The 26,804-nt window shown below is 55.6% G+C and carries 23 protein-coding genes and 1 pseudogene; 16 read left to right on the forward strand and 8 right to left on the reverse strand.

The features are described 5' to 3' along the window. Positions 1 to 3: 3 nt before the first annotated feature. The gene (locus BLS30_RS09665) at positions 4 to 678 is read left to right on the forward strand and encodes a GntR family transcriptional regulator (protein ID WP_046479351.1); all 675 of its coding nucleotides are present in this window, start codon (positions 4 to 6) and stop codon (positions 676 to 678) included. Between the two features lie 44 nt (positions 679 to 722). Here the strand turns inward: BLS30_RS09665 and BLS30_RS09670 are convergent, their stop codons facing one another. From BLS30_RS09670 to BLS30_RS09690, 5 genes are all read right to left on the reverse strand, one after another. Then, the gene (locus tag BLS30_RS09670) at positions 723 to 1,055 is read right to left on the reverse strand and encodes a c-type cytochrome (RefSeq protein ID WP_052744041.1); all 333 of its coding nucleotides are present in this window, start codon (positions 1,053 to 1,055) and stop codon (positions 723 to 725) included. A gap of 30 nt (positions 1,056 to 1,085) precedes the next feature. Beyond that, the gene (locus tag BLS30_RS09675) at positions 1,086 to 2,867 is read right to left on the reverse strand and encodes a phosphate ABC transporter substrate-binding/OmpA family protein (protein WP_090228341.1); all 1,782 of its coding nucleotides are present in this window, start codon (positions 2,865 to 2,867) and stop codon (positions 1,086 to 1,088) included. A 28-nt stretch (positions 2,868 to 2,895) separates the two neighbouring features. Next, a complete protein-coding gene (locus BLS30_RS09680) occupies positions 2,896 to 4,194 on the reverse strand; it encodes an NAD(P)/FAD-dependent oxidoreductase (RefSeq protein WP_046479349.1) in 1,299 nt (432 codons plus the stop codon). Between the two features lie 451 nt (positions 4,195 to 4,645). Continuing rightward, positions 4,646 to 5,233 (reverse strand): hypothetical protein, encoded by a 588-nt coding sequence (locus tag BLS30_RS18130; RefSeq protein WP_170832444.1) that lies wholly within the window; start codon positions 5,231 to 5,233, stop codon positions 4,646 to 4,648. 154 nt (positions 5,234 to 5,387) lie between these two features. Beyond that, positions 5,388 to 5,885 carry a cupin domain-containing protein gene (locus tag BLS30_RS09690; RefSeq protein WP_090228344.1) on the reverse strand — a complete coding sequence of 166 codons (498 nt, stop codon included), beginning with the start codon at positions 5,883 to 5,885 and terminating at the stop codon, positions 5,388 to 5,390. A gap of 268 nt (positions 5,886 to 6,153) precedes the next feature. On the opposite strand from BLS30_RS09690, the gene BLS30_RS09695 reads away from it, so the two are divergent. From BLS30_RS09695 to BLS30_RS09705, 3 genes are all read left to right on the forward strand, one after another. Next, a complete protein-coding gene (locus BLS30_RS09695) occupies positions 6,154 to 6,717 on the forward strand; it encodes a sigma-70 family RNA polymerase sigma factor (protein ID WP_046479347.1) in 564 nt (187 codons plus the stop codon). Then, complete coding sequence (locus BLS30_RS09700) at positions 6,714 to 7,418, forward strand: anti-sigma factor (RefSeq protein ID WP_046479346.1); 705 nt, start codon at positions 6,714 to 6,716, stop codon at positions 7,416 to 7,418. The genes BLS30_RS09695 and BLS30_RS09700 overlap by 4 nt, the downstream gene beginning before the upstream one ends. Positions 7,419 to 7,945: 527 nt before the next feature. After that, positions 7,946 to 9,520: a S8 family peptidase gene (locus BLS30_RS09705; protein WP_160298731.1), complete on the forward strand. Its 1,575-nt coding sequence runs from the start codon at positions 7,946 to 7,948 to the stop codon at positions 9,518 to 9,520. A gap of 327 nt (positions 9,521 to 9,847) precedes the next feature. On the opposite strand, the gene BLS30_RS09710 is transcribed toward BLS30_RS09705, so the two are convergent. Further along, positions 9,848 to 10,825, reverse strand: coding sequence for a hypothetical protein (locus BLS30_RS09710; RefSeq protein ID WP_052744039.1), 978 nt, complete (start codon positions 10,823 to 10,825; stop codon positions 9,848 to 9,850). Between the two features lie 186 nt (positions 10,826 to 11,011). On the opposite strand from BLS30_RS09710, the gene BLS30_RS09715 reads away from it, so the two are divergent. The 5 genes from BLS30_RS09715 (at position 11,012) to gmd (ending at position 17,493) form a co-directional block, all read left to right on the forward strand. Then, a complete protein-coding gene (locus tag BLS30_RS09715) occupies positions 11,012 to 11,401 on the forward strand; it encodes a RidA family protein (RefSeq protein ID WP_090228346.1) in 390 nt (129 codons plus the stop codon). Positions 11,402 to 11,464: 63 nt separating this feature from the next. After that, the gene (locus BLS30_RS09720; RefSeq protein WP_046479344.1) at positions 11,465 to 11,860 is read left to right on the forward strand and encodes a DUF6165 family protein; all 396 of its coding nucleotides are present in this window, start codon (positions 11,465 to 11,467) and stop codon (positions 11,858 to 11,860) included. A 156-nt stretch (positions 11,861 to 12,016) separates the two neighbouring features. After that, positions 12,017 to 12,970, forward strand: a complete 954-nt coding sequence (locus BLS30_RS09725) for a GDP-L-fucose synthase family protein (protein WP_280136715.1) — start codon at positions 12,017 to 12,019, stop codon at positions 12,968 to 12,970. 162 nt (positions 12,971 to 13,132) lie between these two features. Next, positions 13,133 to 16,279, forward strand: a complete 3,147-nt coding sequence (locus BLS30_RS09730; protein WP_090228349.1) for an FkbM family methyltransferase — start codon at positions 13,133 to 13,135, stop codon at positions 16,277 to 16,279. 140 nt (positions 16,280 to 16,419) lie between these two features. Further along, positions 16,420 to 17,493, forward strand: a complete 1,074-nt coding sequence (gmd, locus tag BLS30_RS09735) for a GDP-mannose 4,6-dehydratase (protein ID WP_090228353.1) — start codon at positions 16,420 to 16,422, stop codon at positions 17,491 to 17,493. A 72-nt stretch (positions 17,494 to 17,565) separates the two neighbouring features. Here the strand turns inward: gmd and BLS30_RS09740 are convergent, their stop codons facing one another. Further along, complete coding sequence (locus BLS30_RS09740; protein WP_090228356.1) at positions 17,566 to 18,450, reverse strand: glycosyltransferase; 885 nt, start codon at positions 18,448 to 18,450, stop codon at positions 17,566 to 17,568. A 140-nt stretch (positions 18,451 to 18,590) separates the two neighbouring features. Between BLS30_RS09740 and cysQ the strand changes: the two genes are divergently transcribed. The 6 genes and pseudogenes from cysQ to BLS30_RS09765 all read left to right on the forward strand — a co-directional run bounded on the left by cysQ (position 18,591) and on the right by BLS30_RS09765 (position 24,564). After that, positions 18,591 to 19,436, forward strand: coding sequence for a 3'(2'),5'-bisphosphate nucleotidase CysQ (gene cysQ / locus BLS30_RS09745; protein ID WP_090228359.1), 846 nt, complete (start codon positions 18,591 to 18,593; stop codon positions 19,434 to 19,436). A gap of 132 nt (positions 19,437 to 19,568) precedes the next feature. Further along, a pseudogene (locus tag BLS30_RS18500) lies at positions 19,569 to 19,784 on the forward strand (class I SAM-dependent methyltransferase); the annotation flags it as partial. Positions 19,785 to 19,832: 48 nt separating this feature from the next. Next, a complete protein-coding gene (locus BLS30_RS09750) occupies positions 19,833 to 20,897 on the forward strand; it encodes a class I SAM-dependent methyltransferase (protein ID WP_244464953.1) in 1,065 nt (354 codons plus the stop codon). Beyond that, complete coding sequence (locus tag BLS30_RS09755) at positions 20,887 to 21,903, forward strand: GDP-mannose 4,6-dehydratase (protein ID WP_170832445.1); 1,017 nt, start codon at positions 20,887 to 20,889, stop codon at positions 21,901 to 21,903. The genes BLS30_RS09750 and BLS30_RS09755 overlap by 11 nt, the downstream gene beginning before the upstream one ends. After that, positions 21,900 to 23,054, forward strand: a complete 1,155-nt coding sequence (locus tag BLS30_RS09760) for a glycosyltransferase family 9 protein (protein WP_090228364.1) — start codon at positions 21,900 to 21,902, stop codon at positions 23,052 to 23,054. The genes BLS30_RS09755 and BLS30_RS09760 overlap by 4 nt, the downstream gene beginning before the upstream one ends. A 79-nt stretch (positions 23,055 to 23,133) precedes the next feature. After that, complete coding sequence (locus BLS30_RS09765; RefSeq protein WP_090228608.1) at positions 23,134 to 24,564, forward strand: DUF2793 domain-containing protein; 1,431 nt, start codon at positions 23,134 to 23,136, stop codon at positions 24,562 to 24,564. Between the two features lie 31 nt (positions 24,565 to 24,595). On the opposite strand, the gene BLS30_RS09770 is transcribed toward BLS30_RS09765, so the two are convergent. After that, a complete protein-coding gene (locus BLS30_RS09770) occupies positions 24,596 to 25,489 on the reverse strand; it encodes a hypothetical protein (protein ID WP_139165324.1) in 894 nt (297 codons plus the stop codon). A gap of 356 nt (positions 25,490 to 25,845) precedes the next feature. On the opposite strand from BLS30_RS09770, the gene BLS30_RS09775 reads away from it, so the two are divergent. Further along, positions 25,846 to 26,766, forward strand: coding sequence for a glycosyltransferase family 2 protein (locus BLS30_RS09775; RefSeq protein ID WP_090228369.1), 921 nt, complete (start codon positions 25,846 to 25,848; stop codon positions 26,764 to 26,766). The last annotated feature ends 38 nt before the right edge of the window (positions 26,767 to 26,804 follow it).

Genomic DNA, 26,804 nt, shown 5'->3' on the forward strand with positions numbered 1-26,804 from the left:
TTCATGAGTACGGTTCTCGGTGCTCCCATTGAACGGCGCCCGCTTCACGAGGAGCTGGCTGACCAGCTGCGCCGTCTGATCATCGAAGGGGATCTGCGACCGGGAGAGAAGATCTCCGAAAAGCTTCTCTGCGACCAGTTCGCCGTATCGCGCACGCCGCTGCGCGAAGCGTTGAAAATTCTTATGACCGAAGGCCTGGTTCTCCTGACTCCCAATCGGGGAGCCTCAGTCACCGAACTCACCATCGACGACCTCGAAGAACTATTTCCCATTATTGGCGCATTGGAAGCTCTTTCCGGCGAGCTGGCCTGCCAGAGCATCACAGACGAGGAAATTGAATCTGCTCGCGACCTGCAAGCAGAAATGGTTGAATGCTACAAGAGGGGCGATCTACATCGCTATTTCGAAGTCAATGAAGCGGTTCACAGTCTCATTGTGCGTGCGTCTCGAAATACAACGTTGGCTCAGATGATGCGGAATGCATCTGGACGCATACGTCGCGCACGCTACATGGCAAATCTGTCGAAGGACCGTTGGACCGCAGCCGTCGCAGAGCATGAAGCAATTCTCTCCGCTCTAAGCAAACGTGACGCCTCACGCCTCGGCCCCCTGCTCAAGACTCACATCGCAAATAAGTTTGCCGCATTACGCGAAGCGCTGCTCCGGGATCAACAGTAGCCCACTTAGACGCCGGCATCCTTACGAAAAGACTGAACGAGGACTTACTTGTTATCTTTCAGGGAACTGAAATAAACAGCCAACGCCTCGATCTGTTGATTATCCAGCGTTGACGCAACCGAAACCATGATTGGGTTGGCGCGGAGCCCGGTCCGGTACAGTTGCAGGGCTTTGACAAATTCCTCCCTGGACAAATCAACGATCGCAGGAACACCCACGTCTTTTCCGTCCAGCCGATGGCAGGTCAAACACTCCTGAGAAAGCTGATGCCCGTACCGTTTGAGATCCGCCTCACTCAAGCCATCGACGGCGAGGACGCCGAACGGCAGAAAAGCCGCGAACGCGACCAAACCAACTATGAAGCAAGAGCGGATCATTGATCACCCATTTCCGCAGTCTAACACCGATTAATACAGCCAGATCTCAACACGCCGATTAAGCTCCGCCCCGCCCGGGTTTACTTCGCATGCGATCGGAAACATAGGCCCTAAAGCCAATATCTTCTCTGCCTTAATACCATGTTGCGACAAGAGAGACTGGATGCTCCGGGCTCGCGCGCTTGAAACCGCGATATTCTGATCGAGAGTTCCAATCGCATCCGAAAATCCAACCACAGCAATCCGGCGTTTTTCCCCATCCCGGTCATCGAGAAAAGTCTTCAACCCATCGACCTTCTTCTCGGAACCGTCCATCGGCGTGACGCTACCGCTTGCAAAACCGAAGACCGTTGAGACACGCTCAATAGCATCTTGCTTGTTCGCCGCGTTTGTTGCGCTAGTCCCGGCACCAACCTCAGTATTAATGCTCAAACCGGGACTGCGTACCGCAACGACGCGGTCGTTAGGCAGCCCACGGCTCTTGAGAAAGCTTTGCGTCAGGTCGGCTTTTAAAAAATTCCGAAACTCTTTCGTCTGCGAGTTTGCGTCGGGCAGGCTATAAACAGCATACGTGTCCGATAACGGATAAGAGTGAAGCTTCAAGGTGAACTCATCGGGAGCGCGCGCCGTCCCGCACTGATCGACGATCTTCAACGCCTTCGTATTACCCACGCTCGCAGCTTCCGTAAGACCTATCGCCGTTGGATCGGTGCTGACGATTTCCGCCAATTCCGACAGCGTATCCACCTGATACGCAGACAGCATCAAGTCGCCGCCCTTCAAAACGGTGCGTTTGGCTATGCTCTTGAGCCCGGAATGCTGAGCCAATGAGTGCACGCGAATACGCCGATGTTGACCTCCCAGTTGTGACCAGTCGGTAATCTTCCCGCTGAAAATTCCAGAGACCTGATCGTACGAGAGCTTTTCAATGGGATTATCGGCATTGACGATTACGACTGCGCCTGACGGTCCCAAGCGCGTCAACTCTATCGCAATTTTTGCGGGGGCCGCTTCCTGCGAACCAACAGCAGCAGGCCGTGAACGGATCACGCCCTCAGGAACCTTTGCAGCGACCGCGGCCAGCTCTTCTGTCGTTAGCTCCGCTGGAAGAACCGCAATATCGGAATTGCCAGCCAACACAGCTGCCACGGCTGAAATCGGATCATCGGCCTGTAGCTCGATACGCAGACCTTCTCGTTCCCCCGAGAATCCGACGTTATAAATACGCGAGCCATCCGCTTGACGTGGAGACCACTTCCCAGTCTGACCGCTCGCCTTAGCGTAAAACTGCAAGATCTCCGGCACGACGCGCTCCACTCCCTCCGCAGTCGCCCGAATTCGCAGTGTCCCGCTGAGTTTCGCAACGCTTGGCTCGGCAATCTTGGGTTCGGAAGCTTCCTGCCAGGCTAACGCGATCTTCGTAACTTCGCTGACAGGAACCTGAACGGTCCCTGTCGCCGTGGCCACGGTGTAATATCCGTCTTGGAATTGAACGATCTGTCCCGCTACCGGCTGACCGGAACTCTTCTCCAAAGTAAATGCCGGAACGACATTATCCCCACTCGGACGATCGCCAGTTCTTGCTGCGGTGAGTTCGACGAGACTAAGCCCAGAGACGTCCTCAACTTTGATCCGCTTTAAGGTCTCGCCGACCTGAAAGTCGTAATATCCATCGTGGAAATCGACGATATCGCCGACCACTTCCACGCCTGATGTCAGCGTGGCACGGAACGATCCTGCATGGGCGGACAGCGCGGACAAGCCGAGCAAAAGGCACGCAGCGATACTTGCAGGTATCCGGAAAGGCATCATGACAAACCCTTGCAAAAGCCTCGTGCGATCAGCTCGCCGCGAACATGTCGATCGTGATGGCCGAATACCAGCCCTCGGACTCCTTGAAGTTCCGCGCCCGCACGCTGGCCGGCTCCGCCGGTTCTGATACGAACGGCCCCGCAGCCACCAAGCCGGGAGCGCCGGCGAGCTCACCAACAGAATAACTCGCTCCAACCTTGACGCTGTCGTTTTGTGCCAACAGAGACCAGCAGGTATTACGCAGGCGCGAAGGCAGAGGTTTCAACCCGTTGAGTTCCGCCACCAGTGTGTTGGCGACGTACTTTGCTTGGCTATTGGCGGAAAATGCTGACTTCGGCATCTGTGCGGCGTTTGAAGAATCGCCGATCACATAGACGTCCTTGACCTTGGTGGATGCAAAGCTTTCTGGAGACACAGGGCACCACCGCCCCTCGACACAACCGGCACGCCAGGCAATTCCGCCCGCGCGTTGCGGCGGGATAACATTGCCGACGTCGGCCTTGAACTGCTGTCCGGACTTCACTGTCATGGTCTTGGTCCGAGGATCGACCTTCACGACCTCAAAACTGTCGATCTGATCGGTCAGATTGACCTCGATCATGCCCTTGTAGTGGGTCTCAAAAGCCTCTTGGAAAACGGGTTGCTTTGCAAAACTCGTCTTCGCGTCCAACAGCACGATTTTAGAGCGAGGTTTGTTGGTCTTGAGGTAATGCGCAATCATGCAGATGCGCTCATAGGGGCCCGGCGGACACCGATAAGGATTGGCTGGCGCTGCTATCACAACAACCCCGCCATCCTCCATCGCTTCGAGCTGTGATTTCAGCAGCCGTGTTTGATCCCCACCACGCCACGCATGCGGCATCACCTGCGTCGCCTCAGCGTCGTACCCTTCGATTGCTTCCAGATCGATATCTATGCCTGGAGAAAGAACCAACTTGTCATAAGAGACGCGTGTGCCGCCCATCATCGTCACGACGCGTGCGCTGGTATCCACGTCCACGGCAACATCCTGGATAAGATTGATACCGATGCTGCGGAGTTGGTCGTAGGAATGCGTAAGAGACTCGAGCGTGCGGAAACCGCCATAATAAAGATTGGAATAAAAGCAGCTCGTATAGGTCGGACTGCGCTCAACGAGAGTCACGTTAGCATTGGGAGCACCAACCTTAACGTACTTCGCAAGAGTTGCCCCACCCGCGCCTCCGCCAACGACAACGATCCGTGCAGCACCCTGAGCGTAAGCCGGACTGGGAAACGAGCTGAAAGCGGGTGACACCGCGAGAGCACCAAGCCCCTGCACCAGCCTTCTTCGGCTCAATTGCGTCATATCCGGCATCCTCTCAAAGCTTGCATTCTGTCACCGTCGGCTGATGTCGCAGATATCGCTGCATCCGTACAGCCATCCTCACGGTTCTGAGATCTCACCCAAAACCGTCTGCCAAAAGTTGTCTCATTGTGAAGCTTCACAGAAAGAAGCCCCGCGCAGATACGCGATCTGGAGGGCTGACTGTGGGTTGGCTGCACACCAGAAAGCCAGAGCTTTTGTACAAGCGGCAAGGCCCCCCGCTTCCTAAAGGCATTGCGGGCAAGATCGCGCACTGCCGGGCAAAGCCGCCGGAGAATCCACCCACGACATGCCGGAAAAGAAGCCTCGGAAGCCCCCAACACAGTCACCGACCCCCAAACACCTGGGACGCAAAAGCACAAGGCCGCTCTCACGGGGACCTGCTTGGCCTCGCGAATAAGCTGCTCAGATTGAGCTAAGCACTGAAACCTTTTTAAGGCGGAATTGCAGATTGTCGAGGGGAGCGCGTTATAGCTTTTGCCTGTCCCTCTACCTTCCTCGGAGGCGCATCCATCCAAAAAATCTGACCCGGACCGTTTCGTAGCACGGCATAGACGAGTTCACCTGGGTCTACGAGCGCCTCATCAGGAAGCTTGAAGCCGCCGCGCAAGAGGATCTCCCCAGCGAACTCCGAGCAATAGTAGACGCCATCACGACGCGGAGGCAGGAAGAAGATACGCCGCCAAACGGACATCCAGTCGTACCCGGTGGTCCCGAGTTGGGGCCAGACGAACCGATTGACGTCGGCGTTCCAATTAATGCGTGTCGGGATGTACCAGCATGCACCGGCACTCGACATAAGCCGCATCCCGACCCCGTGCCCACTGCGGGCCTCTAATAGAAAGAGCCGCGGCCGGGCCCCTCCTGCACTGAGCCACATTGCGATACCCACGTGGGCATAGCGGCTGCTGCTCCAGACACGAACCATCCGTCCGGAGAAAGTGTGACTCTCAAAGGCAATCAGGTCACCTGACCGGACGTGAGGACGAAGATCTTTGTAGCACAGAGAAGGAGTCGACATTCCGATCGTCCAAGGAATCACTGGGCCAAATCGGAACGAGCCTACGCAAAAGCCACACGTCCACCAAGCAACATGCGCATCTGTCCCCCACAATTCGACGCGCCCTGAAAATTCCTTTGCAGGGTGTCACCGAGAGGACAGCCGAAATGCAAAACTATTGGGACGGCGGCCCAGCCTTCCGCGAAAGAGCCTTCCCTTCTGCTCCCATATAGACCGCCAGGATGCGGACATCGCTATCGCCGCCATTGCGCCCATCATGCGCGATATCGATGGCCTCCATGAACCCGATGCCCGAACGATAGGTCCGCACGCCGTTCTCACCGTAGTCCACGGTCAACTCCCCCTCCAGTATATACGCGAACAAAGGCACCCCATGGCTGTGCCAGCCTGTCGATGCGCCAACGGGCACCGTAATGACGGCAGCCGTAACCCTCGCTGTTCCGGTGGGATACGAGATCGGCTCGCCCAGGATCGTTTCGGAAGTTGAAATCAATGTATCGACGCTTGGCTGCAGAGACTTTCGGGCATCGGCAATTCCAGCGCCCATAAACGCTCCGACTAACAACGTCAGCCCGATCCCGGCAGCGACACCCGCTACGAAATGTGCGCTGCGGCGAAGGCGGCAACCTCTATTTCTTGAAGTCACAGACATTTCCACCCTCCATATTTGCAGCGTCACAGAAAGGCTTGGCCCAGCGACTCCATGGGTCTGCCCGGCACCGAACGTAACGGAACACGCATCGAATTTTAGATTTGCTTTGATAGGATGTCGTTAAGCGCGTTTTTTCTTTACGGGCCGTCACCTGACATTATGACGGCAAAACTCCCATTCATGGGTTGTACGCAATTTGCTTTGAACCTTTTCCGCCGCCGATGCGACTACTAATCCGACACGCATCGGGAGATTTTTAGGATGCCAGATGGAGCAGGCAGCTGCAGACCGCGAGTTGGTCGAGCGAATTACGTCCGGCGATCAGACCGCATTGGCGGCCCTGTTCGCGCGCCATCAGGTGCGTGTTTTCCGTTTCATCTCACGAATTACGGGAAGCGACGCCGTGGCTGAAGAACTGGTCAACGAAGTCTTTATGGACGTCTGGAAGCAAGCGAGCCGCTTCGAAGCGCGCTCTGCTGTGTCGACATGGCTCCTATCGATCGCACGGAATAAAGCCTTCAGCGTCATGCGCCGACGCCGCGAGGTCGCGATGGACGACGATGCGGCAACCACTTTGGCAGATGACGCAGATACGCCCGACATAACCGCTCAAAAGAGCAATAAAGCAGATGTCATCCGCGCCTGCATGAACCATCTCAGTGCGGAACACCGCGAAATCATTGACCTCGTATACTACCACGAGATGCCGATAGCCGAGGTCAGCACAATCGTAGGCATTCCCGAGAATACCGTCAAAACGCGCATGTTTCACGCTCGCAAGCGGCTCTCGGTTCTATTGGCGGAGGCCGGTGTCGACCGGGGTTGGCCATGACCGAACATGACGAAAAGATGAGCGAACGCGAAGAAGTCGAGATGCTGTTACCCTGGTACGTCAGCGGCAAACTCGCGCCGAAGGATCAGCGCCGCGTCGAGGACTATCTCAACGCGCATCCCGATATGGCTCATCAGCTCAAACTGATCGAAGATGAAGCGGAAGCCAGCATCACCAGCAACGAAGAAATTTCCGGTGCACCTGCCGGCTCTCTCGATCGTTTACTGGCAGAGGTTGCCGCTTACGAAAAGAAACGCGTCGTAGCAAACATCCCGCGGCGCCTGTTGGCATGGACGGAAAGCCTTGCCAATGACCTGACGGCTCCCAAACTAAGATGGGCGGCTGCAGCAGTCGCCACCGTCGTAGCGATCCAGGCTGTCACGATTGGAGTCTTACTTGTTGGCGACGGCACCCAGCCACAGTTCAAGACAGCTTCTGGCGACAAGGCGCAACCAGCTGCCACAGGCGTTATCGCGCTGGTGCGTTTCACACCCGAAGCGTCAATAAACGAGATCGGATCTTTGCTGGAAACTTTCGGCGCCAGTATCGTTGCAGGCCCCATGCCCGGCGGCATTTACCGTATTAGGCTATCGACTGAAAACCTGAGCGATAAAGATGCCATAGCCCTTATAGAGCGCTTTAAGTCGAGCAACAAAATGATTAGCTTTGCGGCAAAGGCGCCAGGAGCGAAAAAGCCATGACGCGCACGCCCACGATACAATCCACACGTTCAAAGGCATGGGAGTACATTCCGATGATCGTCGGCGCTTTTTTCACAGCGCTTGGCTCGATCAGCTTGTCCGATCCGGCATTCTCGCAATCCTTTAATAGCAACAAACGCTTTCCGAACATCTCAAACCATATTCAAAAACACATTCCGGGCCCCAACATAAATAGGCAACGTCTGACCACACCTCAGCGCTTGAATCGCCCAAACCGGGCACGTCGCTTGGACCTTGAACGTAGGCGTCGCGGAGCAACCCCAAAGCTTATCGTTCCTGGCGCAAACACAAATCGCCTCGATCCTGCCGAAACCTTGCGCCGACGTCTGAACGACCGGGATGGTCGCGATACCCGTCCTGGCAATCGCGACAGAGGTAGAGGCAGTGGCAGCGGATCTGATGCTGGAAGATCCGTCATCTGCCGCAGGGGCGTGATACGCTACGGCCACTGTTACTGCCTCGCGGGCGCCGTCCGCCGTCGAGTCTCAGGAAACGTGTATACGTGCGTGACCCGGCCGCTTATCCAGCCGCAGGTGCTCGTAATCCCCGATCTCGATCGTGACCGCCCAAGTGGAAGCGATCGCATCGATGTCCATCGCCCGAAGGTGAGCGGCGGCTCTGGATCAGGCAATGGCGGCAATATCCAAAAGGTCGCGCTACCTCCTCTGCCCGCACCAAATCCGGGTCCCGGTCCCGAATTTCCAGCGGAGCTATTCGATGCGCCGCACGTGCCGGATGAAGTCATCGTATTTTTGTCTCGCGACCTCACCGACAACGACGTCAACTCTCTCGCATCCGACTACGGCCTTAATCCCGTAGAAAGCACGATGATTGAGCTGACCGGCCAACGTCTCCAACGGATGACGATCACTAACGGCCGCGACGTTGCGGAAGTAACGGGCGACATCGCCTCTGACCCGCGCGTCATCTCTGCGCAACCCAACCTGCTCTACAGGATGCGCAATCCAAAGCCGATTGACGGATCACCTGGTCAGAACGATCAAAACGAAAATGCCCCTGATCCCGGTGACGGCTCAAAGGAAGATCCGACGTTGCCCGATAAGACGCCAGGCAACAAAGCGGAAGCTCCCCCGCTCCCCCAACGGCCAAACGCGATTGAACCGGAACCGGCTATAGCCGAAAGCCACTCAAACCCCGCCGCTTCAGACAAAACAGACACCAAGTACAACGTCGCCAGCGGTGCGCCACCATCCAATGGGGCAGCCACGACCGACGAATTACAGTACGCGTTGTCGAAAATTAGTGCCCCAGCCGCCAACCATCTCGCCAGCGGTCGCGATACTCTGGTCGCGGTCATCGACACCGGCATCGAAGAGACTCATCCCGAGCTAGAGGGTGCTGTCGCTGACCGCTTCGACGCCATTGGGGATCGCAAAGGTGCAAAACCCGACCACGGAACCGCTATTGCCGGCATTGTGTCGGCTCATAAGACTGTGCGAGGCGTTGCCCCAGATGCACGCCTGCTAGATGTGCGCGCCTTTTACGTCGACGAAAAGAGCAAGGAGGTCGAGGCCAGCAGCTTCATCCTCGCCAAGAGCGTTGATTGGGCTTTTACGCAAGGTGCCCGTATCTTCAACATGAGCTTCACAGGCCCACATGACCCAACGCTGGAAGAACTCACGACGGAAGGATACAAAAAGGGTGCGATTTTCATCGCCGCTGCTGGTAACGATGGTCCCAAGGCGGCGCCGGCCTACCCTGCCGCCTATCGCAGTGTAATAGCCATCACCGCCACCGACCAGGCAGACCGCATCTATGCGGATGCCAACCGCGGGTCCTACATCACCGCCGCCGCGCCAGGAGTCGACATCCTGGTACTGGCGCCGGAACAGTCGATGAATTTCCTGTCGGGCACATCGATGGCTGCCGCCCACACCAGTGGCTTGGCCGCGCTCCTCTATCAGCGCAATCCGGCAATATCTCCCGATCGCATCCGCTCTATTCTGAGCAGGACTGCACACGATCTCGGACCTGAAGGTTACGACGAGGAATATGGCGCCGGCCGTATCGACGCTGCCGCCGCGCTTCAGGAAGCCACGCGCAGCAGCAGAAGCGACTAATTATAAAAAGGGTGTGAACCTTTTCACCCGTTCCATCGACCAAACACTATCGGCAAAAAATCGCCTGCCGATAGTGCTAACGAGAACGGAGTGTTGAGTTATGCATCCATCAGTGCGGCACAGCCGTAGCTCTCAATCGAAACGGCCACCACGAATTTACATGAGGGCCGGCCGCCGCTCGGAAGAAACCCCACTTTGTCGAGAAAAGGATCGCACCCTATCCCACATCCTCGCCAGTCTGCTGTTGCTCGTGCTCCTGTTTATCGGCCTTCGCGCAACAGCAACGGCAGAACCATCACCATCTGCGAGCAATATAGCCCCAGCGCTTCACATCTCGCGTGCCCACGCATCGCTATAAAGCGGCAACAGACTTTCAATCGGCACGATTATGTCCCGCTCCAAATCGTAGACTGGGAGATCTTTGATCAGATCGATCTTCGCCGGACCACGCGCAAACGTAAGCGCTCCACTCACGTCGCGTGAATCGCGATGCCGGGCAGGCCATGCCTTGATAGTCTCGATCGAAGAAAGCACGGGTCCAGCAAGATCGCTGCGCACAAAGAACGCATTCACACCCGTCGAGTTGGTGCCGACGAACGCATAGCCACGCTCCTCTGCAAGCGAGATCATAGCTTTGATGGAAGCTCCAAAATATTGGCCCGAATGATGCGCGGAGAGACGTCGGAACGAGGGATCGTACGGAATAGTGATTGAATGATGATCACCCAACACACCGTTGATCTCCGCGATCAGAATCGCCGGATTGACGGAGGCGATCGCCTTCAAAACCCAATAGTCATTTCCATCAATATCGACACTCAAAATACCAAGCTCGCCTGCGAACCCGTTACGAGTGATCAGGTCGTTGATATTTTCAGCCGTGATAAAAGCGCTCTCAGCAACAAGATCATGCTTCCAATGGATCGCTTCTGAACGCACATAATCCATGTGGGCCGAATTGCCATCGAGGACGAGCCCGCGCCAGCCACGGTTCTGCAACAGGAACCTCGTATTGGCCTCTCCAAAATTCTCGACACCAAATTCAACGAACGAACGGTCGATATTGGGCAGTTTGTGGCACAGCCATTCAATAATGCCGTCCTCACCCCACTGAGACGTCACGCGGAATTCAACATCAGCAAGCGTCTTGATCTGCTCGCGCTGGCGAACCTGCATCGCAGCGATCTGCCCATTCAAGAAAAGAGACCTCTCAAGCAGCTCTTTGCTCATAGCAAACGTATGACCATGAGAGGCAAGGATATGGTCAAGCCGCCCCGTCAGGCCGTGAAAAATCTTTCTGAACATGTCCCCCGTATGCTCCCCCACACTCTCTAAATTCACTTACACACTAGTTGGCAAAATGGACGAATACCCCTCTTATCGTGTGTCGTCATAAGGTCGGAAGACCACGGCAAAGGCTCTCAACACAACGACGCATCACATGCATCACCCGCTCGGGTAACATCAACAAGGATCACCAGGTAACTCATCATGGTTCAACGCATTTCCAGTGGCTCTCCTTTTGAACAGACGTTTGGCTATTCTCGCGCCGTCAAGGACAGAGACATGATCTATGTCTCCGGCACAACCGGATACGATTACGCGTCGATGACGATGCCTGATTGCCCTGGGGAGCAGGCCAGAAATGCACTGGAGACAATAGCGAAAGCGCTTGCGGACACAGGAGCGTCTCTCGCGGATGTCGTGCGCGTGGTCTACTACGTAACCGACGTCGCGCATGTCGATGCCGTTGTTGCAGCGGTTGGGCCCAAGTTTTCCGAAATTAGACCCGCAGCATCAATGGTCATCTGCGGTCTCATCAAGCCTGAGATGAAAGTCGAGATCGAAGTCACGGCCCGGATCGGCGCCGCGCAATCCTAAGTGACTGAAAGGGCTCCGCAACTGTTAGCAGCCAATTCCTGGCCTAACGCACAGAGGGATTTCATGACGGCCAACGTGATTCTGATCCCCGTCGCTCCGGGTGAGTTGATCGACAAGATCACGATCCTGAAGATCAAATCGGAGCGCATAAGCGATTCCGACAAGCTCACGAACGTACGCCGCGAGCTGGAGATATTAAGAGCCGAGCAACACCGGCATATCCCAAACTTACCACAAGTTATGGAGATGCAGACGCGGCTCGAAAACGTAAACGGTCGCATTTGGAATCTGGAAGACACCATCCGGGATTGCGAACGTAACAAGGATTTCGGCGAGCTGTTCCTGGAAACGGCTCGCGCGATCTACCGCACCAACGACGAGCGCGCCGCCATAAAAAAGGAAATAAATCTCCACCTTGGCTCACAGATCGTGGAAGAAAAATCGTACGCGAACTACTGACGCCCCCGACAGCGAGCACATCGGCGCCATCACCATCCCGTGAAACGTGGCGGGATCTTTCACGCGTTATCATTAACGCGACAGCGACATATATGGTGCATCGCAGTTATGATATTGAACCAGCGCCGAGGGATCGGTCGGACTGGGGTAAGGTCGTTGACAAAACTATACAAATTAGCCGGAAAGCGAATTTACGTTGCTGGCCATCGCGGAATGGTCGGCGCGGCCCTGGTGCGCCAATTGCGTAAACTCGGAATGGAGCCTCTGACCACAAGCCGAGACGAGGTCGATCTCCGTAACCAGGCCGACGTCCGCCATTGGTTTGAAGTTCATAAGCCTGACGTCGTGTTTCTAGCGGCTGCAACTGTGGGCGGAATTCTCGCCAATGCCACGCGGCCAGCAGAATTCATTTACGACAATCTTGTCATTGAAACGAACGTGATCGATGCGGCCCACCGCAACGATACCGAACGAGTGATCTTCCTCGGATCGAGTTGCATCTATCCTAAACACGCTCCCCAACCGATCAGCGAAGACAGTCTTCTCACCGGTCCTCTAGAACCAACAAACCAATGGTATGCGATCGCGAAGATTGCCGGCGTAAAGCTGGCCCAGGCGTACCGCGAACAATACGGACGGCACTACATTTCAGTGATGCCGACCAACCTTTACGGCCGCGGTGACAATTTCAATCTGGAAGGCGCGCACGTTATTCCGGCACTCATGCGTAAAGCGCATGAAGCGAAACTCGCTGGTTCAGACAAACTTTCCGTATGGGGCACAGGACAAGTCCGCCGCGAATTCCTGCTTGTTGACGATCTGGCCGACGCGCTCGTGTTTCTTGCCGAGCATTATGACGCCCCCGACCCAATCAACGTCGGCGTAGGCAGCGACATAGCGATCAAGGAGCTGGCGACACTCATCTGCGACGTCGTCGGCTTCGAAGGCGAACTCGCAACAGACCCCACGAAACCCGACGGCACACCGCGCAAGCTGATGGACGTTAGCCGCATCAACAGCCTCGGCTGGCATGCCCAAACATCATTGGATGTTGGCCTGCGCGATACCTACGACTGGTATTTGCAGAATCTGGGCAAAGTGCGGTCATAAAATATGTGGAACACGCCCTATCTATCTTGAGCCCAGCACAACAACTTGGCAGGGTCATTCTCCTCAGATCATTCAGACGGCTGATTTATACGACGTCAGCATCTGACGCGGTCTCTTGCTCTTCGCGTCCCTTTCAAGCGGACGGGGGAGCATCGACCCACCATGATGGGGGGCACGGCCGAGATGCGTCCTCACAACGGATTGCAGTACTTTGAAGTCAAAGGTTGGCACAAAGACGCGGGCACCCAGATCGCAGTGACGTCCGCCGCAGATATCGTGACGGCGCGGCGTATCATTTCCTCCCAGGTCTCCGCCCTGACCGAACGGTGTCAACAGCTTGATCGCAACTTAAAAAAATCCGGAACATTCGACGCCGAAATTGAAAAGTCGAAGACGCGCCCATCGTTCGATCTGACCATCACGAAAGGAAAAGCGCCCTCCCCCGCCACCTGGCAACCACTCCAAGAAAATAGTCCCCCGCGTCAGGAAAAGGCGCCCCGCGATCAAAGCGTGGTTGATTGGCTCACAACAAACTCGATCACAGGATCGACTTATCTAACCTGTGGCACGGCAAGCCAGACTCCTTTGTGCGCACAGCTGAAACAACGCGACTTTAAAATAGTTGGCGTTCTATCCGGAGAAGGAAAACGTCAACCAGTTGAATCGGGCCACCCCGACCGCAGCCGCCCGCAAGCCGGTTCTTTAGCTCAATGGTTTGCTGATACGCCAACAACCGCACGAGCTGATATCGCAGGCTATATTCTCGACGCCACCGCCACCACAACAGATCTCAACCTTATTCGACACCGCGTGCTTCCTGGGCAATATGTCTGCACCGAACGCTATTCCAAAGTGGCCGAGGGCTTCGCATCGGACTGGGACGGCCGCATTATCGAATGGCCTCAACACGTCATGTTCCTGGATCCCGGGCCCCGTTATCTCGATCCACTCTTCATACCCAACGATCGTCTGCACGAAACCAATTGGCCCAAAATTTCGGTCGTAACAGTCAGTTACAATCAGGCTCCCTACCTTGAAGATTGCCTTCGGTCTGTTCTCGACCAGGGCTATCCCAACCTTGAATACATCGTCATCGACGCCGCTTCGTCCGATGGCAGCCAGGAAATCCTGCAGCGCTACGCGCCCCAACTTTCACGCCTCATCATTGAGCCGGACGAAGGCCAATCGCATGGCCTCAACAAGGGGCTTGATGTGGCAACGGGCGATATCCTGACGTGGATCAACAGCGACGACATGCTGGCCCCCGGCGCCCTGCGCCGCGCAGCGCTCGCTTTCCTAGACAATCAGTGCGACCTGATCGTCGGTGGATGCGAGCGGATTACCGAAAACAGCGCCGAAGTTACCTCGCTCCATCACCCAGCCTTACCTTATGGACGCGCAGTCCCCCTCGGCTTCTTCGAGCACTTCATGTGGACCAACTCATGGGAGCGCGGCGACTATTTCTACCAGCCGGAAGTTCTGTTCACCGCCGACATCTGGCACAGGTCTGGCGGCTACCTGAAACAGCACCTGTACTGGGCGATGGACTGGGAGCTCTGGATAAGAATGGGGCTCGCTGGCGCGATCATCACTCACATCCCGGACACCATTGGGCGGAGCCGCGAACATGAGGCCCAAAAGACAACCTCGGAACAACGGTATCTCCATCAGCTCAAGAACATCTTGCTTGAACACGACGACGCACTCTCCCAGCTTCAACAAAGTTCAGGGGACTTACCGAAGGGCGAAATTCCAGACTGGATCAATTTCGACCCCATTCACGGCCCAGCACACGTTCCACTTAGCTTGTATCAACGCATTTGGATGTTGCGCGATCCACAAAGACTGCACATCGCAATTCAACATCGCTTACCCGAGCCGGTAAAAACTCAGATCAAGCGATTGTGGCGCCTCCGCCATCCGGAAAATCTGCGCGCCGCAATCAACCATCGCATCCCGCCACGGCTCAGGGATTATCTGCGTGAAAAACGGAAGTCCCTCCGATACGACCTCAGCGGCGTGAGCTTCATCAATCGCGTCCGTCTGAAAGAGTGGACCCGAAGCCGAGAGCTACTGGTCAAAGCGGAACACGATGCGCAAGAGGCCCGGGCGATACGCGCCAAATTGGAAACCGAGATCGCACAACTGCGCTTGCGCTGTACCGAATTGTCGGAACAGTGCCTGGAATTGAATGACCGGATCGCAAAGTCACCCGACGAAGAGCAGTCCACCGCTGAGGTAATCTCAGAAAGCATAGCCAATTTTGCCACGAAGCTACTGTTCGACCGGACAGCCGATTTGCAATCGCGCCAAACCATTGCGGCATATCTCGCGCACGGCAACACCGTTGAAGATGCTCTGCGAACCGTAGCCATCCAGTGCTATTCTGAACAATCAAAGGTCACCTTCACCGCGAACCGCCGACTACTTGCACGGCCGGTAGCGATGCCAGAATTGTCCGCCACCGAGCATCAACGAGGCGAGTTCACAATTATTGATGTCGGGGCCGAGCCGCTCGACTTCGAGGCTCATGTGTATGCGGCGCTCCCCAAGTACCGACCATCCCTGATTATCGGTTTCGATCCAACCGACCAAGATGCTCCCAAGGTAGAGACAAGCGAAAACGATGAAGCTCTACGATGCGAAATTCGCACGTTGCCATACTTCATCGGGGACGGTCATCCGGCAACATGCAATCTTGCACGCATGCAACCAACATCCTCGCTCCTTGAACCAAACCTTACGCTTGCCCGTCGGTTTTCCTTACTCGCCGAGGCATTAGAAATCGTGGAAAGCCGAGCCGTTGAAACACGCCGGCTTGATGATGTCATTGCAGAACAAAATATCTCTGATCGCTGGATTGATTTCGTGAAGATCGACGTCCAAGGCGCAACGCTACCCGTCTTAAAAGGCGCGCGAGAAACTCTGTCGCGAACGTTGATCTGCCACTTGGAGGCTGAGTTCACAGAGATCTATTTGGGAGAAGCGCTTTTCAGCGACATCGACAGATATATGCGCGAGCTGGATTTCGTTCTGATGGACATCGCGACCCTTGGCCGACAGCGCTACAACGCCTTTGATGTCACGGAGGACCGCTTTTTCCACGCCGGCCGTTTGTTGTGGGCAGATTGTGTATATGTCCGCCACCTGGATGATCCGGAAAAACTAAGCGACGCCGAGCTTCTCAAGCTCGCCGAAATCGCCCACGTTGTATACGGAAAATACGACGTGGCCGCATTTGCACTCCAAACCGTTTCAAATCGTGCCGAGTCCACCGTCTACGACGACTACACCGCGATATGGAACTGATCCTGAGCGGCGTTTTAAAGACAAATCGAGCAAGGCATCAGTTGGTATGAACCTTGCTCGATACTCGATTGATGACCTGAGCGAGGGATCGAAAAGTCGTGTCGCAACCTCGGCGACAACCAAAAGAGGGGCTAGGCTTAATGTCTGAACGTCGTGTTGCGTTAATCACCGGTATCACCGGCCAGGATGGCGCATATCTCGCCGAGTTTCTGCTCGACAAAGGCTACGAAGTACACGGCGTGAAACGTCGCTCTTCGCTGATTAACACCTCACGCGTTGACCATCTTTACCAGGATCCACACGTATCTGACGGGCGGTTCCGGCTGCACTACGGCGACCTCACCGACAGTTCCAATTTGATACGATTGATCCAGGAAACCCAACCAACCGAGATTTACAACCTCGCTGCGCAAAGCCATGTCGCAGTGAGTTTCGAAACTCCGGAATACACGGCCAACTCTGACGCGATTGGCACACTGAGGCTGCTCGAGGCTATTCGGATTCTCAAACTGGAAAACGAATGCCGCTTCTATCAGGCCTCCACCTCCGAGCTCTACGGCAAGGTGCTTGAAACCCCCCAACGCGAAACCACCCCCTTCTATCCCCGCTCGCCTTATGCCGCAGCGAAGCTCTACGCTTATTGGGTGACCGTGAACTATCGGGAAGCCTACGGAATGTTCGCAAGCAACGGCATTCTGTTCAATCACGAAGGGCCGACACGCGGTGAAACGTTCGTAACCCGCAAAATCACGCGCGCCGTCGCAGCGATCACCAATGGCAGGCAGGATCGCCTTTACCTTGGCAATCTCGACGCCAAACGCGACTGGGGCTTTGCCCGCGATTACGTAGAAGGCATGTGGATGATCCTGCAGCACGAAAAGCCGGACGATTTCGTCCTGGCTACAGGCGAAACACGTTCCGTGCGCGAATTCGTGGAAGCGGCGTTCGCCGTTGTCGGAACCCAAATTGAGTGGCGCGGCAAAGGCGTCGACGAGACGGGCGTGAATAGCAAGACGGGCGAAACACTCATCTCTATCGACCCGCGCTACTACCGCCCGACGGAAGTCGACTTGCTTTTGGGCGACGCGACGAAGGCCCGGGAAGTCCTGGGATGGGAACCGCAGACCTCATTTGAGGAACTGGTGGAGATGATGGTCAAGTCGGATCTGGTCGCCGACAACTACACACCATCAATGGTTCAGGGACAGCATTGAGACACGAATTGGAGCCCGCTCAAGACGGGCGCCAACTTCCCCGGCATATCGGTCCTCCAGCGCTTCGAAGGATCAATAACCCGCGAGCTTACCGCGCCACTGCAACCAGCGCGCGAACGCCATAGGCAAGCGGGCACAATCCTCCAGGGACAATGTATGCTTGTCTCGTTGACCGGCATTACCGCTTCGCGTCCCAGAACGAAGTTGCTTTGCGCGTAATAGAGACAACGCCTGCGCCACAGTCCGGCGTTGTTGCGCGCTGAGAACCGGCGTCTTCAAGATAGTCCCCAACACCTCGATATCCGACCGCCATATCCGATCACGCGCATCGCGATCCCCCGCGAGCGTGAGTGACCCGGCATGTGTGCGATAGTGATAGGTGGGCACTCTCACACCCATCCCCCTCACCCCCTTTAGAAGGACGCGAACAAGAAATTCGCGATCCGCACCAACGCCAAGATCCGTGCGGAACGGACCAACCATGTGGAAGACGGAGGCCCGAAACAAACGCGCGTTGATCGCCGGAATTCCAAACGCTAGTCCCGGAAGCGACAACTTCGTTTGTGAGTAGATGATGCCGGAATCGTCGAACACAGGGCCACACGATACGCCCCCCATGATCATGTCAGCACTTTTGTGAAGGTCGAGTGCATTAAACAACTTCGACAAACCGAAGCCATGCAGAACATCATCCGAATTTAAAAGCGCAACATATTCAGCCTTGGCTTCGCCAATCGCACGGTTGAGACCGTCGTAAAGTCCTCGATCGGTCCCATCTAAGATACGTACAAATGGATAATCCGCCGCAATTGAACGCGTCGCGTCGTCAGAACCGCCGTCCGCGATCACCACTTCAAAGTTCACATTGACCAGTGCTCTCGGCACGCTATCCAGCGCCTTTGCAATAAAGCGCTCCGCATTTAGCGTCGGCATAACGAGACTGATCTGAGGTCGCATGCGTGTCTCTCGTCCGCGGGAACAGCTTGCGTAAGGTTGGGCTAAGCCATTATGTCTACAGACACTATCTTTTCGTCTCTCAATCCAAACGCCCAAGGATAGGTCCACCTCGGGCCACCAACTTCAAAGAACAGCTAATCATGTCTGAAAGCTTTGTCGGGCTTGCCGAAGCTCTCTTGCCATCTGTACTCGCAGCCGGCGCAAAAACAATGCACTACTTCCGCACCGGCGTCGAAACCGAGACCAAGGCTGATGGCTCGCCCGTCACACTGGCCGATCAGGCGGCAGAAGAAATACTGCTTGAAGGACTAAGTCGAGCTGCACCCGGCGTTCCTGTCGTGGCAGAGGAATCGATGTCTGCGGGGAAGGTGCCAAACCTCGAAGATACATTCTTTCTGGTTGACCCTCTTGATGGCACACGCGAGTTCATCAACCGGCGTAACGAATTCACGATCAACATAGGACTGATCAGAGACAAACGTCCCGTATTCGGCATCATCTTTGCCCCAGCCCTATCGCAACTCTATCTGACGCTGGCTGATGATCATGCCATATCCGCCCCGCTCGATCCTGATGCCGAAACATGCTCCCTGCAGGGTCTTAACGCCGATCGCATGCGGACCAGCGCGCTCAACGCTGAGAGCGGAATGACAATCGTCGCCAGTCGCTCGCATGGGTCTGAAGCTCTGGAAAATTGGCTGGCCGATGTTGACGTCGCGGGCCGCGCCAATATCGGGTCCTCACTCAAATTCTGCTTGGTCGCAGCAGGCAAGGCCGACGTCTACCCGCGCTTCGGACCAACGATGGAATGGGACACCGCAGCAGGCCACGCTATCGCGACAGCCGCCGGCGGCATGGTAACGCAAACAGACGGATCACCATTTCTGTACGGCAAGCTCGAAAAAGGCTTTTTGAATCCCAGCTTCATCGTCTGGAACAGCGAAGGCAATCCTCTGCTCTCGCGCGTTCGAGACGGTAAGAGATAGCACCAGCGCATCGCAATCGCGGCAAGACCCAACCCAAACTCCTTTACTTGAAAGGTGACTCACTACGAAATATACTGCATACTGAGAAAGGCGGTCGCGACGACTGCCGGACGTGCATAGGTCGGGGGAACAATGCACATCAGACACAAGAAGACCTGCCGCGTCTGTAAATCCCCCTCGCTCAAACCTGTAATCGATCTACAGCCGCAATATTTACAAGGCTCATTCGTCAAGGCTGGGACACTATCGCCGCCCTTGCGAAAAATCCCTACGTCTCTTGTTCGCTGCGACGTATCTGCGGAAGAAGGCGCTTGCGGACTTTTGCAGCTCCAGCATTCAATCCCCCCAGAAATACTGTATGCGAACTACTGGTACCGGTCCGGCACGAACCGGACGATGCGCGATCATCTCCAGGGTATCGTTCACGCGGCGATGGCAATCGTCGCGCCGAACGACAAACGCGTTCTAGATATCGGCTGTAACGACGGTACGCTGCTTGCCACCTATCCAAAGGACTTCGAACTGTGGGGGTTCGATCCATCCGATATTGCTCAGGAAATTACGGATTGGGTCCAAGTCGTCGGCACCACCTTTCCAAGCTCCCAGGGACGCGCCCGAATCGCAGGCCGTAAGTTCGACGTCATTACGTCGATCGCCATGTTCTACGACCTTGAAGACCCGATCGATTTTGCTTCCAACATAAAGCAATCACTGGCGGACGACGGCATCTGGATTCTGGAAATGTCGTACATGCCGCTCATGCTCAAGATGAACTCATTCGACACGATTTGTCATGAGCACTTGGAGTATTACAGCCTCGAGGTTCTGCACTACATTGCGCGCGCCGCGGGTCTGCGTATCTTCCGCGCCGAGCTCAACGCGATCAACGGCGGCAGTATCCGCTGCTACGTCTGCCATGAAAGCTGCATCAAATACGACACGCGAGAAGCCGATAGCTACATTCGCCGCCTACAGCTCATGGAATTTGAAATGCAGCTCGACACCGACGAGCCCTATCGCGCGTTTCAGGGGCGCATCGAACGGTTGCGCGAAGACATGAATAAGCTCATGGGATGCATCCGGGCGAACGGCGAAACAGTCCACGTCTACGGCGCGTCAACCAAAGGCAACGTGCTGTTGCAATGGTATAATATCGATACCTTCAAGATCGAATATGCCGCTGACCGCAACCCGCAAAAAAATGGCGCGCAAACCCTCGGAACGAATATCAAAATCATATCAGAGGAAAAATCACGCGCGATGAAGCCGGACTATTATCTCGTACTCCCTTGGCATTTCCGCCGTGAATTCATCGAACGAGAAGCCGAAACGATCCGCAACGGCACCAAGATGCTATTCCCGTTGCCAACGATTGAAGTTGTCGACGCGACCAACTTGGAGGCGAGCCTGGAGGGCGCCGAGCTGACGCCAAATCGGCTTGAAGAAATTCTTGGCATCTGAGACTCCTCCCCCTCCAACCGGATTGCGTTCACTCGTTATCGGAGCCAACGGGCAGGACGGCTCGTATCTTGCCGAACATCTTTTACGCTGTGGCTGCCGGGTCGTGGGCCTTGGCCGTCAGGCGCAATCGCGTTTCATTCCGGGCACCACACCGGGCTATACGTACGTCCCTGTTGATCTCAGCCGTGACCGCGAAACACTCCCCGATCTTCTTGTTAGAAGCCGTCCCGATCGCATCTATCATTTTGCAGCAGTACATGGCGCATCCGGCTTCGCTTATGAAGAACGCGGACAGGACGCGTTGCAGGTCAATATCGGCAGCGTTCATCAGGTGTTGGAATACATCCGAACCACAAACCCCGAAGCGTGCCTTCTCTATGCCAGTTCAGTGAAAGCCTTTAACGCAAAGCCTGCCGGCCGAGTTCACGAAGAGCTCCCACGTCACTCGACATGTCTTTATTCCATCACCAAAAATGCCGCCTCGGATCTGATCGGCTACTACCGGCATCACCACAATGTTCGAGCCACCACGCTCTTTCTGGCCAACCACGAAAGCCCCAGACGTCCCAGCCATTATGTACTGCCGCGCATAACGCAAATGTTGGCGGCTGCACTAAGCGGCGAGCAACCGAGCGATCCGCTTCGTTCGCTAAACTTCTCTTGCGACTGGGGGAGCAGCGCGGAGTTCGTCGAACTTGGCACACGTTTGCTGGAAGTGTCTCCGAACCAGGACTACGTGATGGCAACAGGAAGGACATGGACCGGTTTTGAACTCGTTCGAGAGCTTTTCTCTCTCGCGGAACGCGACTGGCGAAATCATCTCCCCGTTTTAGAACCCATCGATACGTCGTATGCCGCCACGTTCGGCGCCGATATCTCTCGCATGGTTAGTGTCCTCGGATATGGCCCACAAAAGAATGCGTTGGATGTCGCGCTCTGGATCCTCGCAGAAAATCACGGCCTACACCTCCGCCGTCATCCAGCCCGACGGGTCTCCACAAAGTGACCGACATCCTCCTAGGACAGCTTGGCTCGAATGGTGATTGCCTCTACGCAACGACAATCGCCCGTCAGATCAAACACGATTTCCCGGAGTGCCGACTGACCTGGGCGATCTCTTCGCTATGTAAACGGGTGATCGAGAATAATCCGCACGTTGACGAAGTATGGGAAATTCCCGTTGCGTCCTGGGGCGACCTGAACGCAGCGTGGAATGCACTGGAGACAGAGGCAGCCCGCGAGCTTGCCCGTGGGCGATACCAACACACCTTCCTCACGCAGATCTGCCCCAACCACTTCGGCAACTACGACGGTACGATCCGTCCATCGATTTTCCGGAACTACCCGCGGCCGATCACTGTCCCTGTCGAAACGATCATTGAACTAACCGATACCGAAAAAGAGACAGTCGCCCAGTGGGTCCGGAATAAGGCGCTGTCAGACTTTGAAAAGGTCGTCCTTTTCGAATGCTCTTCGAAATCGGGGCAATCATTTGTAACGCCCGCATTGGCCGTCGAAATCGCGCGCGCCGCACTCACCAAAAACCCGCGCATCGCCTTTATCCTGTCAACGCACGAAACGATCGCATCGGATCGACCGCAGATCATCCAGGGTGGCGATCTCTCAATGCGCGAAACAGCGGCCCTGACGCATCACGCCGATCTTTTTGTCGGCTGTGGCAGCGGGTTGACTGTCGTCGCCACCAGCGCTGCAGCGAAACCAAATCTCCCGAACATCCAAATCCTCAAGCGCGCGACCTCGGTCTACGCCTCGTTCAAACACGATTTTGAGTACTTTGAGAAACCGAACAGTCACTTCTTGGAAACAACACACGCGAATACTGATCGATTGGCCCGCACAATCCTCGCAGCTCTCCAACACGGGATCGCAGAAGCCAACAAAGAGTTCGGCGAAGAGATATCGCTCGATTTCCGCTGGTACTGCGAACTCATAGATCAAATGCTGCTGCAAAACCGCCAGTTCATCGAAGCAGCGAACTCTTTAACCGTCACGATAGAGCGCTATGGACCTCGCTCAGACCTAGTCCGCTTCGGCAAGGCGCTCGTGCTACCGTTTCTCGAGTTGGATCCCTCCGCACAGTTTCCACGCGGCCGCGAGATTATCGATCGCATCCACGCCGCCATTGCGACCGCGTAACAAGCACGCCGACAGCTTTATCCCCTATCCTCGCGCGCCGTCTATTCTGGTTCCGAACGACATCACGACGGAGCGTGGGATGGAGCACACCCCTAACCTCGGCCTGCCCTACATCATGGCGGCTCAAGCTCAAAAGCATGTAACGCACAACGAAGCGATACGTGCGCTCGACGCGATTCTGTATCTCGCCATTCAGGACCGAACCCTCACGACATCACCAGAAGATCCTGAAGAGGGTGCACGCTACATCGTTGCCGCCCCGGCCACGGCCAATTGGGCCGGCCATGAAAATGAAATCGCCGCCTTTCAGGATGGAGCCTGGATGTTCTATCCGCCACGCGAAGGCTGGATCGCGTGGCTCACCAACGAAGAGCAAACACTCCTATGGAATGGAGTAGCTTGGACAGCTTTTGGTGGCGGAGGTACCCCCACAGAGTTCGGGATTAATGCAACAGCCGACGCAACAAACCGCTTGAGCGTATCATCGCAGGCCAGCCTTTTCTCTCACGAAGGCAGCAGCCACCAGATTAAGATCAACAAGGCCGCACCGACTGATACGGCCAGCACGCTTTATCAAACAACCTTTTCATCCCGCGCCGAGATGGGGTTGATGGGTGATGACGATTTTCACTTCAAGGTATCCCCCGATGGGGCCGCATGGCATGAAGCTATTGTCATCGATAAGGACACTGGCTCCGTCACGCTGCCGAATACAGCCCTCCCCTCGGGCGGAGGAAGGGAATTGCTCGCGGCACCGCGAACATATTATGTCGACGGAGGCGCGGGTTCGGACACGAATACAGGCCTCTCTGCGCCCGATGCGTTTGCCACCATTCAGAAAGCCATCGACATCGTCGCAAGCCTGGACTTGGGCATCTACGACGTCACAATCCAGATTACATCTGGTACGTACACAGCCACGAACATATTGAAGCCGCTCGTCGGATCCGGACGTTGCTATATCGTCGGCGATGAGGGAACACCGGCCAATGTCACCATCGACGTAGCCTCAAACGCTTGCTTCACCGCTGACAACACCTACGCAATCTACCATCTGCGGGGGATGAAATTGGCAACCACAGGCACGCCTGGGTACGCGATCAAGGCTATGGGCCCCAGCAAAATTTATTATGGAAATTTAGATTTCGGCACTTGCACAAACAGCCATATGTATGCCGAGAACGGCGCGAATATCGAAGCGGACGGGAACTATACGATTTCCGGAAACAGCGCCTATCATTGGCTCGTTTCGGCGGCCAACGTCCAGGTCGTCGGTCGAACAATCTCGCTGACAGGCGTACCCGCCTTCGGAACCATCGGAACACAAGCCTTTGCCGCCGGACTACGAACGGGCGCACTTGTTGTCATCGGTAACACCTACGTGGGAACAGCGACCGGCAGGCGATATTTCGCGTCGAGCAATGGTCTTGTCGACACCAACGGCGCAGGCACATCGCATCTTCCTGGAGCTTCAGCTGGAGCAGTCACAACCGGTGGCGAGTACATTTAGGCAACCATCACGCGACCATGTTGTTGGCGTCCTACCGACCTCCGCCTTGAGCGAGCACGTCGGCTTTATAGCCAAAGAACGCCATTTCCTCTTTGAAATAGTCATCCAACCATCGGATCGTCTCTGGGCGGAGTTTTTTTATATAATTGCCAGGATGAACTTGGCGGATATGGCGTGTATCCACTTCGTCGGATGGAATCACATCGTGTTGCGCAGCAATAGCGTCCACTACGTCGCGTGAGATGTCCCAACCAAAATGCGCAGCAAGACCGGCAACCCAATCGGGCTTTTGGTAGATAACGTCTTCATACCGATACATCCGTGTCTCACAAACACCGCACAGCAAAATCCTGTAATTCATAAGGAACGCACGGAATGTTTCCGCTGCGCGCTTGACGTAGTCGTCAATCTCAAGGGCGCGGGCGAGGTCGCGCATCGACATGTTGGCGTTGACGCTTTTCAAGACCTTTCCGGGTTCAGGATGGCTGTCACGCATCGAGAAGTAGTGCGAAACGAGCATATCTCGCGGGTCGCGCACAAGAAGAACAGGACGTGACTGTTTGAGGATCGGAATATCGAAACGACGGGGAAAATAGCGGAAGCCGCCATAACAATAGCCCCGAGGCAGAAAAATCGCCGATGTATCCGCCGGCATATTCTTATCCGGCAAACCGATCGCGAAATACTCCTGCATGATCGAGACATAGGTCACACCAGCGCTGGCGGAAAGCTTGCGCATAATGCCATCGAGCAGAACCGATCCTGACTTGGGCATCGCAAAAACCAAAGCGCTCGGCAGATCAGAACGGTCCGTTGGTGGCAGCGTGAAGAGCACGCGCCTTTCACCACCATCATCAAATTCCACGGAAGGGAGCGCAGCCCCCCCATCATGGGCCCTGCCTCCGAAAAAGAACCGCTTGCGCATCGTGGCTCCCCTTAGGTCGAAAATCAGGGCGGGGATGAAATAATCTCCGTCCCGATGCAAGTCCACAGCCGCAACGATTGAAGCGCTCAAAATACGGCCAAACGTCCGGACCAACGATTGCATGCGGCTCTGAGCAACGGAACTATCCACAGACAACGGATCATTTCGGAGGCGACCCGGCTTCCTAAACGCACACAAAGCGTATCATGATGCAACGTAGTCTGACCGTTTTAAATTGTACCATTCATTCCGTACGCTTTTGCAGCAACACCGTCCTTTTTTGCTCAGCTGTCCGTATACAGCTCAATTGAATGACATACACCCACACGCGACACGCTCGTCACCAGAAATGGTGAATGTCTAGCCACAACAGCCGCGAAGGGACCATGAAGATAAGCGTCGTCATTCCCGTCTCTCAACGCCAGAAATCTGCCGAACGTGCGCTGCGCTCGGCCTTGTTGCAGGACGGCCCTGTTCACGAAGTTCTTGTCGTTGACGACGCCTCCTCTCCTCCATTTAGGTTGCCCGACGAGCTCAAGAACGACAATCGCATTCGCATCATACGCAACGAAGTCAACGTAGGCGCAGGGGCAAGTCGCGAGGCTGGATGCCATCACGCAAAGGGAGATTGGATTGCCTTTCTTGACTCCGACGACTACTGGCTGCCTGGAAAACTCGCTGCGCAAGCAATCCTTGCGCAACGAGACTTCACCGAAAACCCAGGTGCGCTCGTTTGTTACTCTTCGGGCTACCAAACCATTAGGCGTAGAACCGGAAAGCAACGCGGCTTAGTGCCAGCCGAAAGTTCTCACGCAGAGGACTTCGCGAGCGCCTGCTGGTTTATGCCGGGCTCAACCGTGCTCATAAGCAAACGCGCGCTCAAGAAAACAGGACCATTTGATTTGAGCCTGCGGCGGCTCGAGGATCTCGATTGGTATATGCGATTCGGGCTTGCCGGCGGTCGCCTGCGCGTTGCTGCAATCAAAGGAGCCGTAATCGAAATCGGCGAGCGGCCAACTCCCCTTCAGATACACGAAGCTTGCGGTCTAATTGAGCAAAAGTGGCTAAATCCAAACGCCGACATCCCGCTTCCCGCAAAGATGCGTACGGCCCTACGCGCGTACTTGGATATTGAGCGGGCAGCAGCCCATCATCACGCAGGCCGCGTCATGGGTACGATTTGGTTTCTCGGACGTTCTTTTCTGCGTCGTCCGCGGAGATGCGTTCACCTTAAAAAATGGTGGCACCCACTTGACGAGAAACTTGAGCCGCCATAGTCGGCCCAAAAAATCTAACCTCCTACCGTCCTCGTTAT

Origin of the sequence: Filomicrobium insigne, assembly GCF_900104305.1 — a bacterium.
Lineage (GTDB): Bacteria > Pseudomonadota > Alphaproteobacteria > Rhizobiales > Hyphomicrobiaceae > Filomicrobium > Filomicrobium insigne.

What these genes read in the sequence shown, in the direction of transcription:
- BLS30_RS09665 (WP_046479351.1), top strand. Translation starts at nt 4, where the DNA reads ATGAGTACGGTTCTCGGTGCTCCCATTGAACGGCGCCCGCTTCACGAG.
- BLS30_RS09670 (WP_052744041.1), bottom strand. Translation starts at nt 1,055, where the DNA reads ATGATCCGCTCTTGCTTCATAGTTGGTTTGGTCGCGTTCGCGGCTTTT.
- BLS30_RS09675 (WP_090228341.1), bottom strand. Translation starts at nt 2,867, where the DNA reads ATGATGCCTTTCCGGATACCTGCAAGTATCGCTGCGTGCCTTTTGCTC.
- BLS30_RS09680 (WP_046479349.1), bottom strand. Translation starts at nt 4,194, where the DNA reads ATGACGCAATTGAGCCGAAGAAGGCTGGTGCAGGGGCTTGGTGCTCTC.
- BLS30_RS18130 (WP_170832444.1), bottom strand. Translation starts at nt 5,233, where the DNA reads ATGTCGACTCCTTCTCTGTGCTACAAAGATCTTCGTCCTCACGTCCGG.
- BLS30_RS09690 (WP_090228344.1), bottom strand. Translation starts at nt 5,885, where the DNA reads ATGTCTGTGACTTCAAGAAATAGAGGTTGCCGCCTTCGCCGCAGCGCA.
- BLS30_RS09695 (WP_046479347.1), top strand. Translation starts at nt 6,154, where the DNA reads ATGGAGCAGGCAGCTGCAGACCGCGAGTTGGTCGAGCGAATTACGTCC.
- BLS30_RS09700 (WP_046479346.1), top strand. Translation starts at nt 6,714, where the DNA reads ATGACCGAACATGACGAAAAGATGAGCGAACGCGAAGAAGTCGAGATG.
- BLS30_RS09710 (WP_052744039.1), bottom strand. Translation starts at nt 10,825, where the DNA reads ATGTTCAGAAAGATTTTTCACGGCCTGACGGGGCGGCTTGACCATATC.
- BLS30_RS09715 (WP_090228346.1), top strand. Translation starts at nt 11,012, where the DNA reads ATGGTTCAACGCATTTCCAGTGGCTCTCCTTTTGAACAGACGTTTGGC.
- BLS30_RS09720 (WP_046479344.1), top strand. Translation starts at nt 11,465, where the DNA reads ATGACGGCCAACGTGATTCTGATCCCCGTCGCTCCGGGTGAGTTGATC.
- BLS30_RS09730 (WP_090228349.1), top strand. Translation starts at nt 13,133, where the DNA reads ATGATGGGGGGCACGGCCGAGATGCGTCCTCACAACGGATTGCAGTAC.
- gmd (WP_090228353.1), top strand. Translation starts at nt 16,420, where the DNA reads ATGTCTGAACGTCGTGTTGCGTTAATCACCGGTATCACCGGCCAGGAT.
- BLS30_RS09740 (WP_090228356.1), bottom strand. Translation starts at nt 18,450, where the DNA reads ATGCGACCTCAGATCAGTCTCGTTATGCCGACGCTAAATGCGGAGCGC.
- cysQ (WP_090228359.1), top strand. Translation starts at nt 18,591, where the DNA reads ATGTCTGAAAGCTTTGTCGGGCTTGCCGAAGCTCTCTTGCCATCTGTA.
- BLS30_RS09750 (WP_244464953.1), top strand. Translation starts at nt 19,833, where the DNA reads ATGCGCGATCATCTCCAGGGTATCGTTCACGCGGCGATGGCAATCGTC.
- BLS30_RS09765 (WP_090228608.1), top strand. Translation starts at nt 23,134, where the DNA reads ATGGAGCACACCCCTAACCTCGGCCTGCCCTACATCATGGCGGCTCAA.
- BLS30_RS09770 (WP_139165324.1), bottom strand. Translation starts at nt 25,489, where the DNA reads ATGCGCAAGCGGTTCTTTTTCGGAGGCAGGGCCCATGATGGGGGGGCT.
- BLS30_RS09775 (WP_090228369.1), top strand. Translation starts at nt 25,846, where the DNA reads ATGTCTAGCCACAACAGCCGCGAAGGGACCATGAAGATAAGCGTCGTC.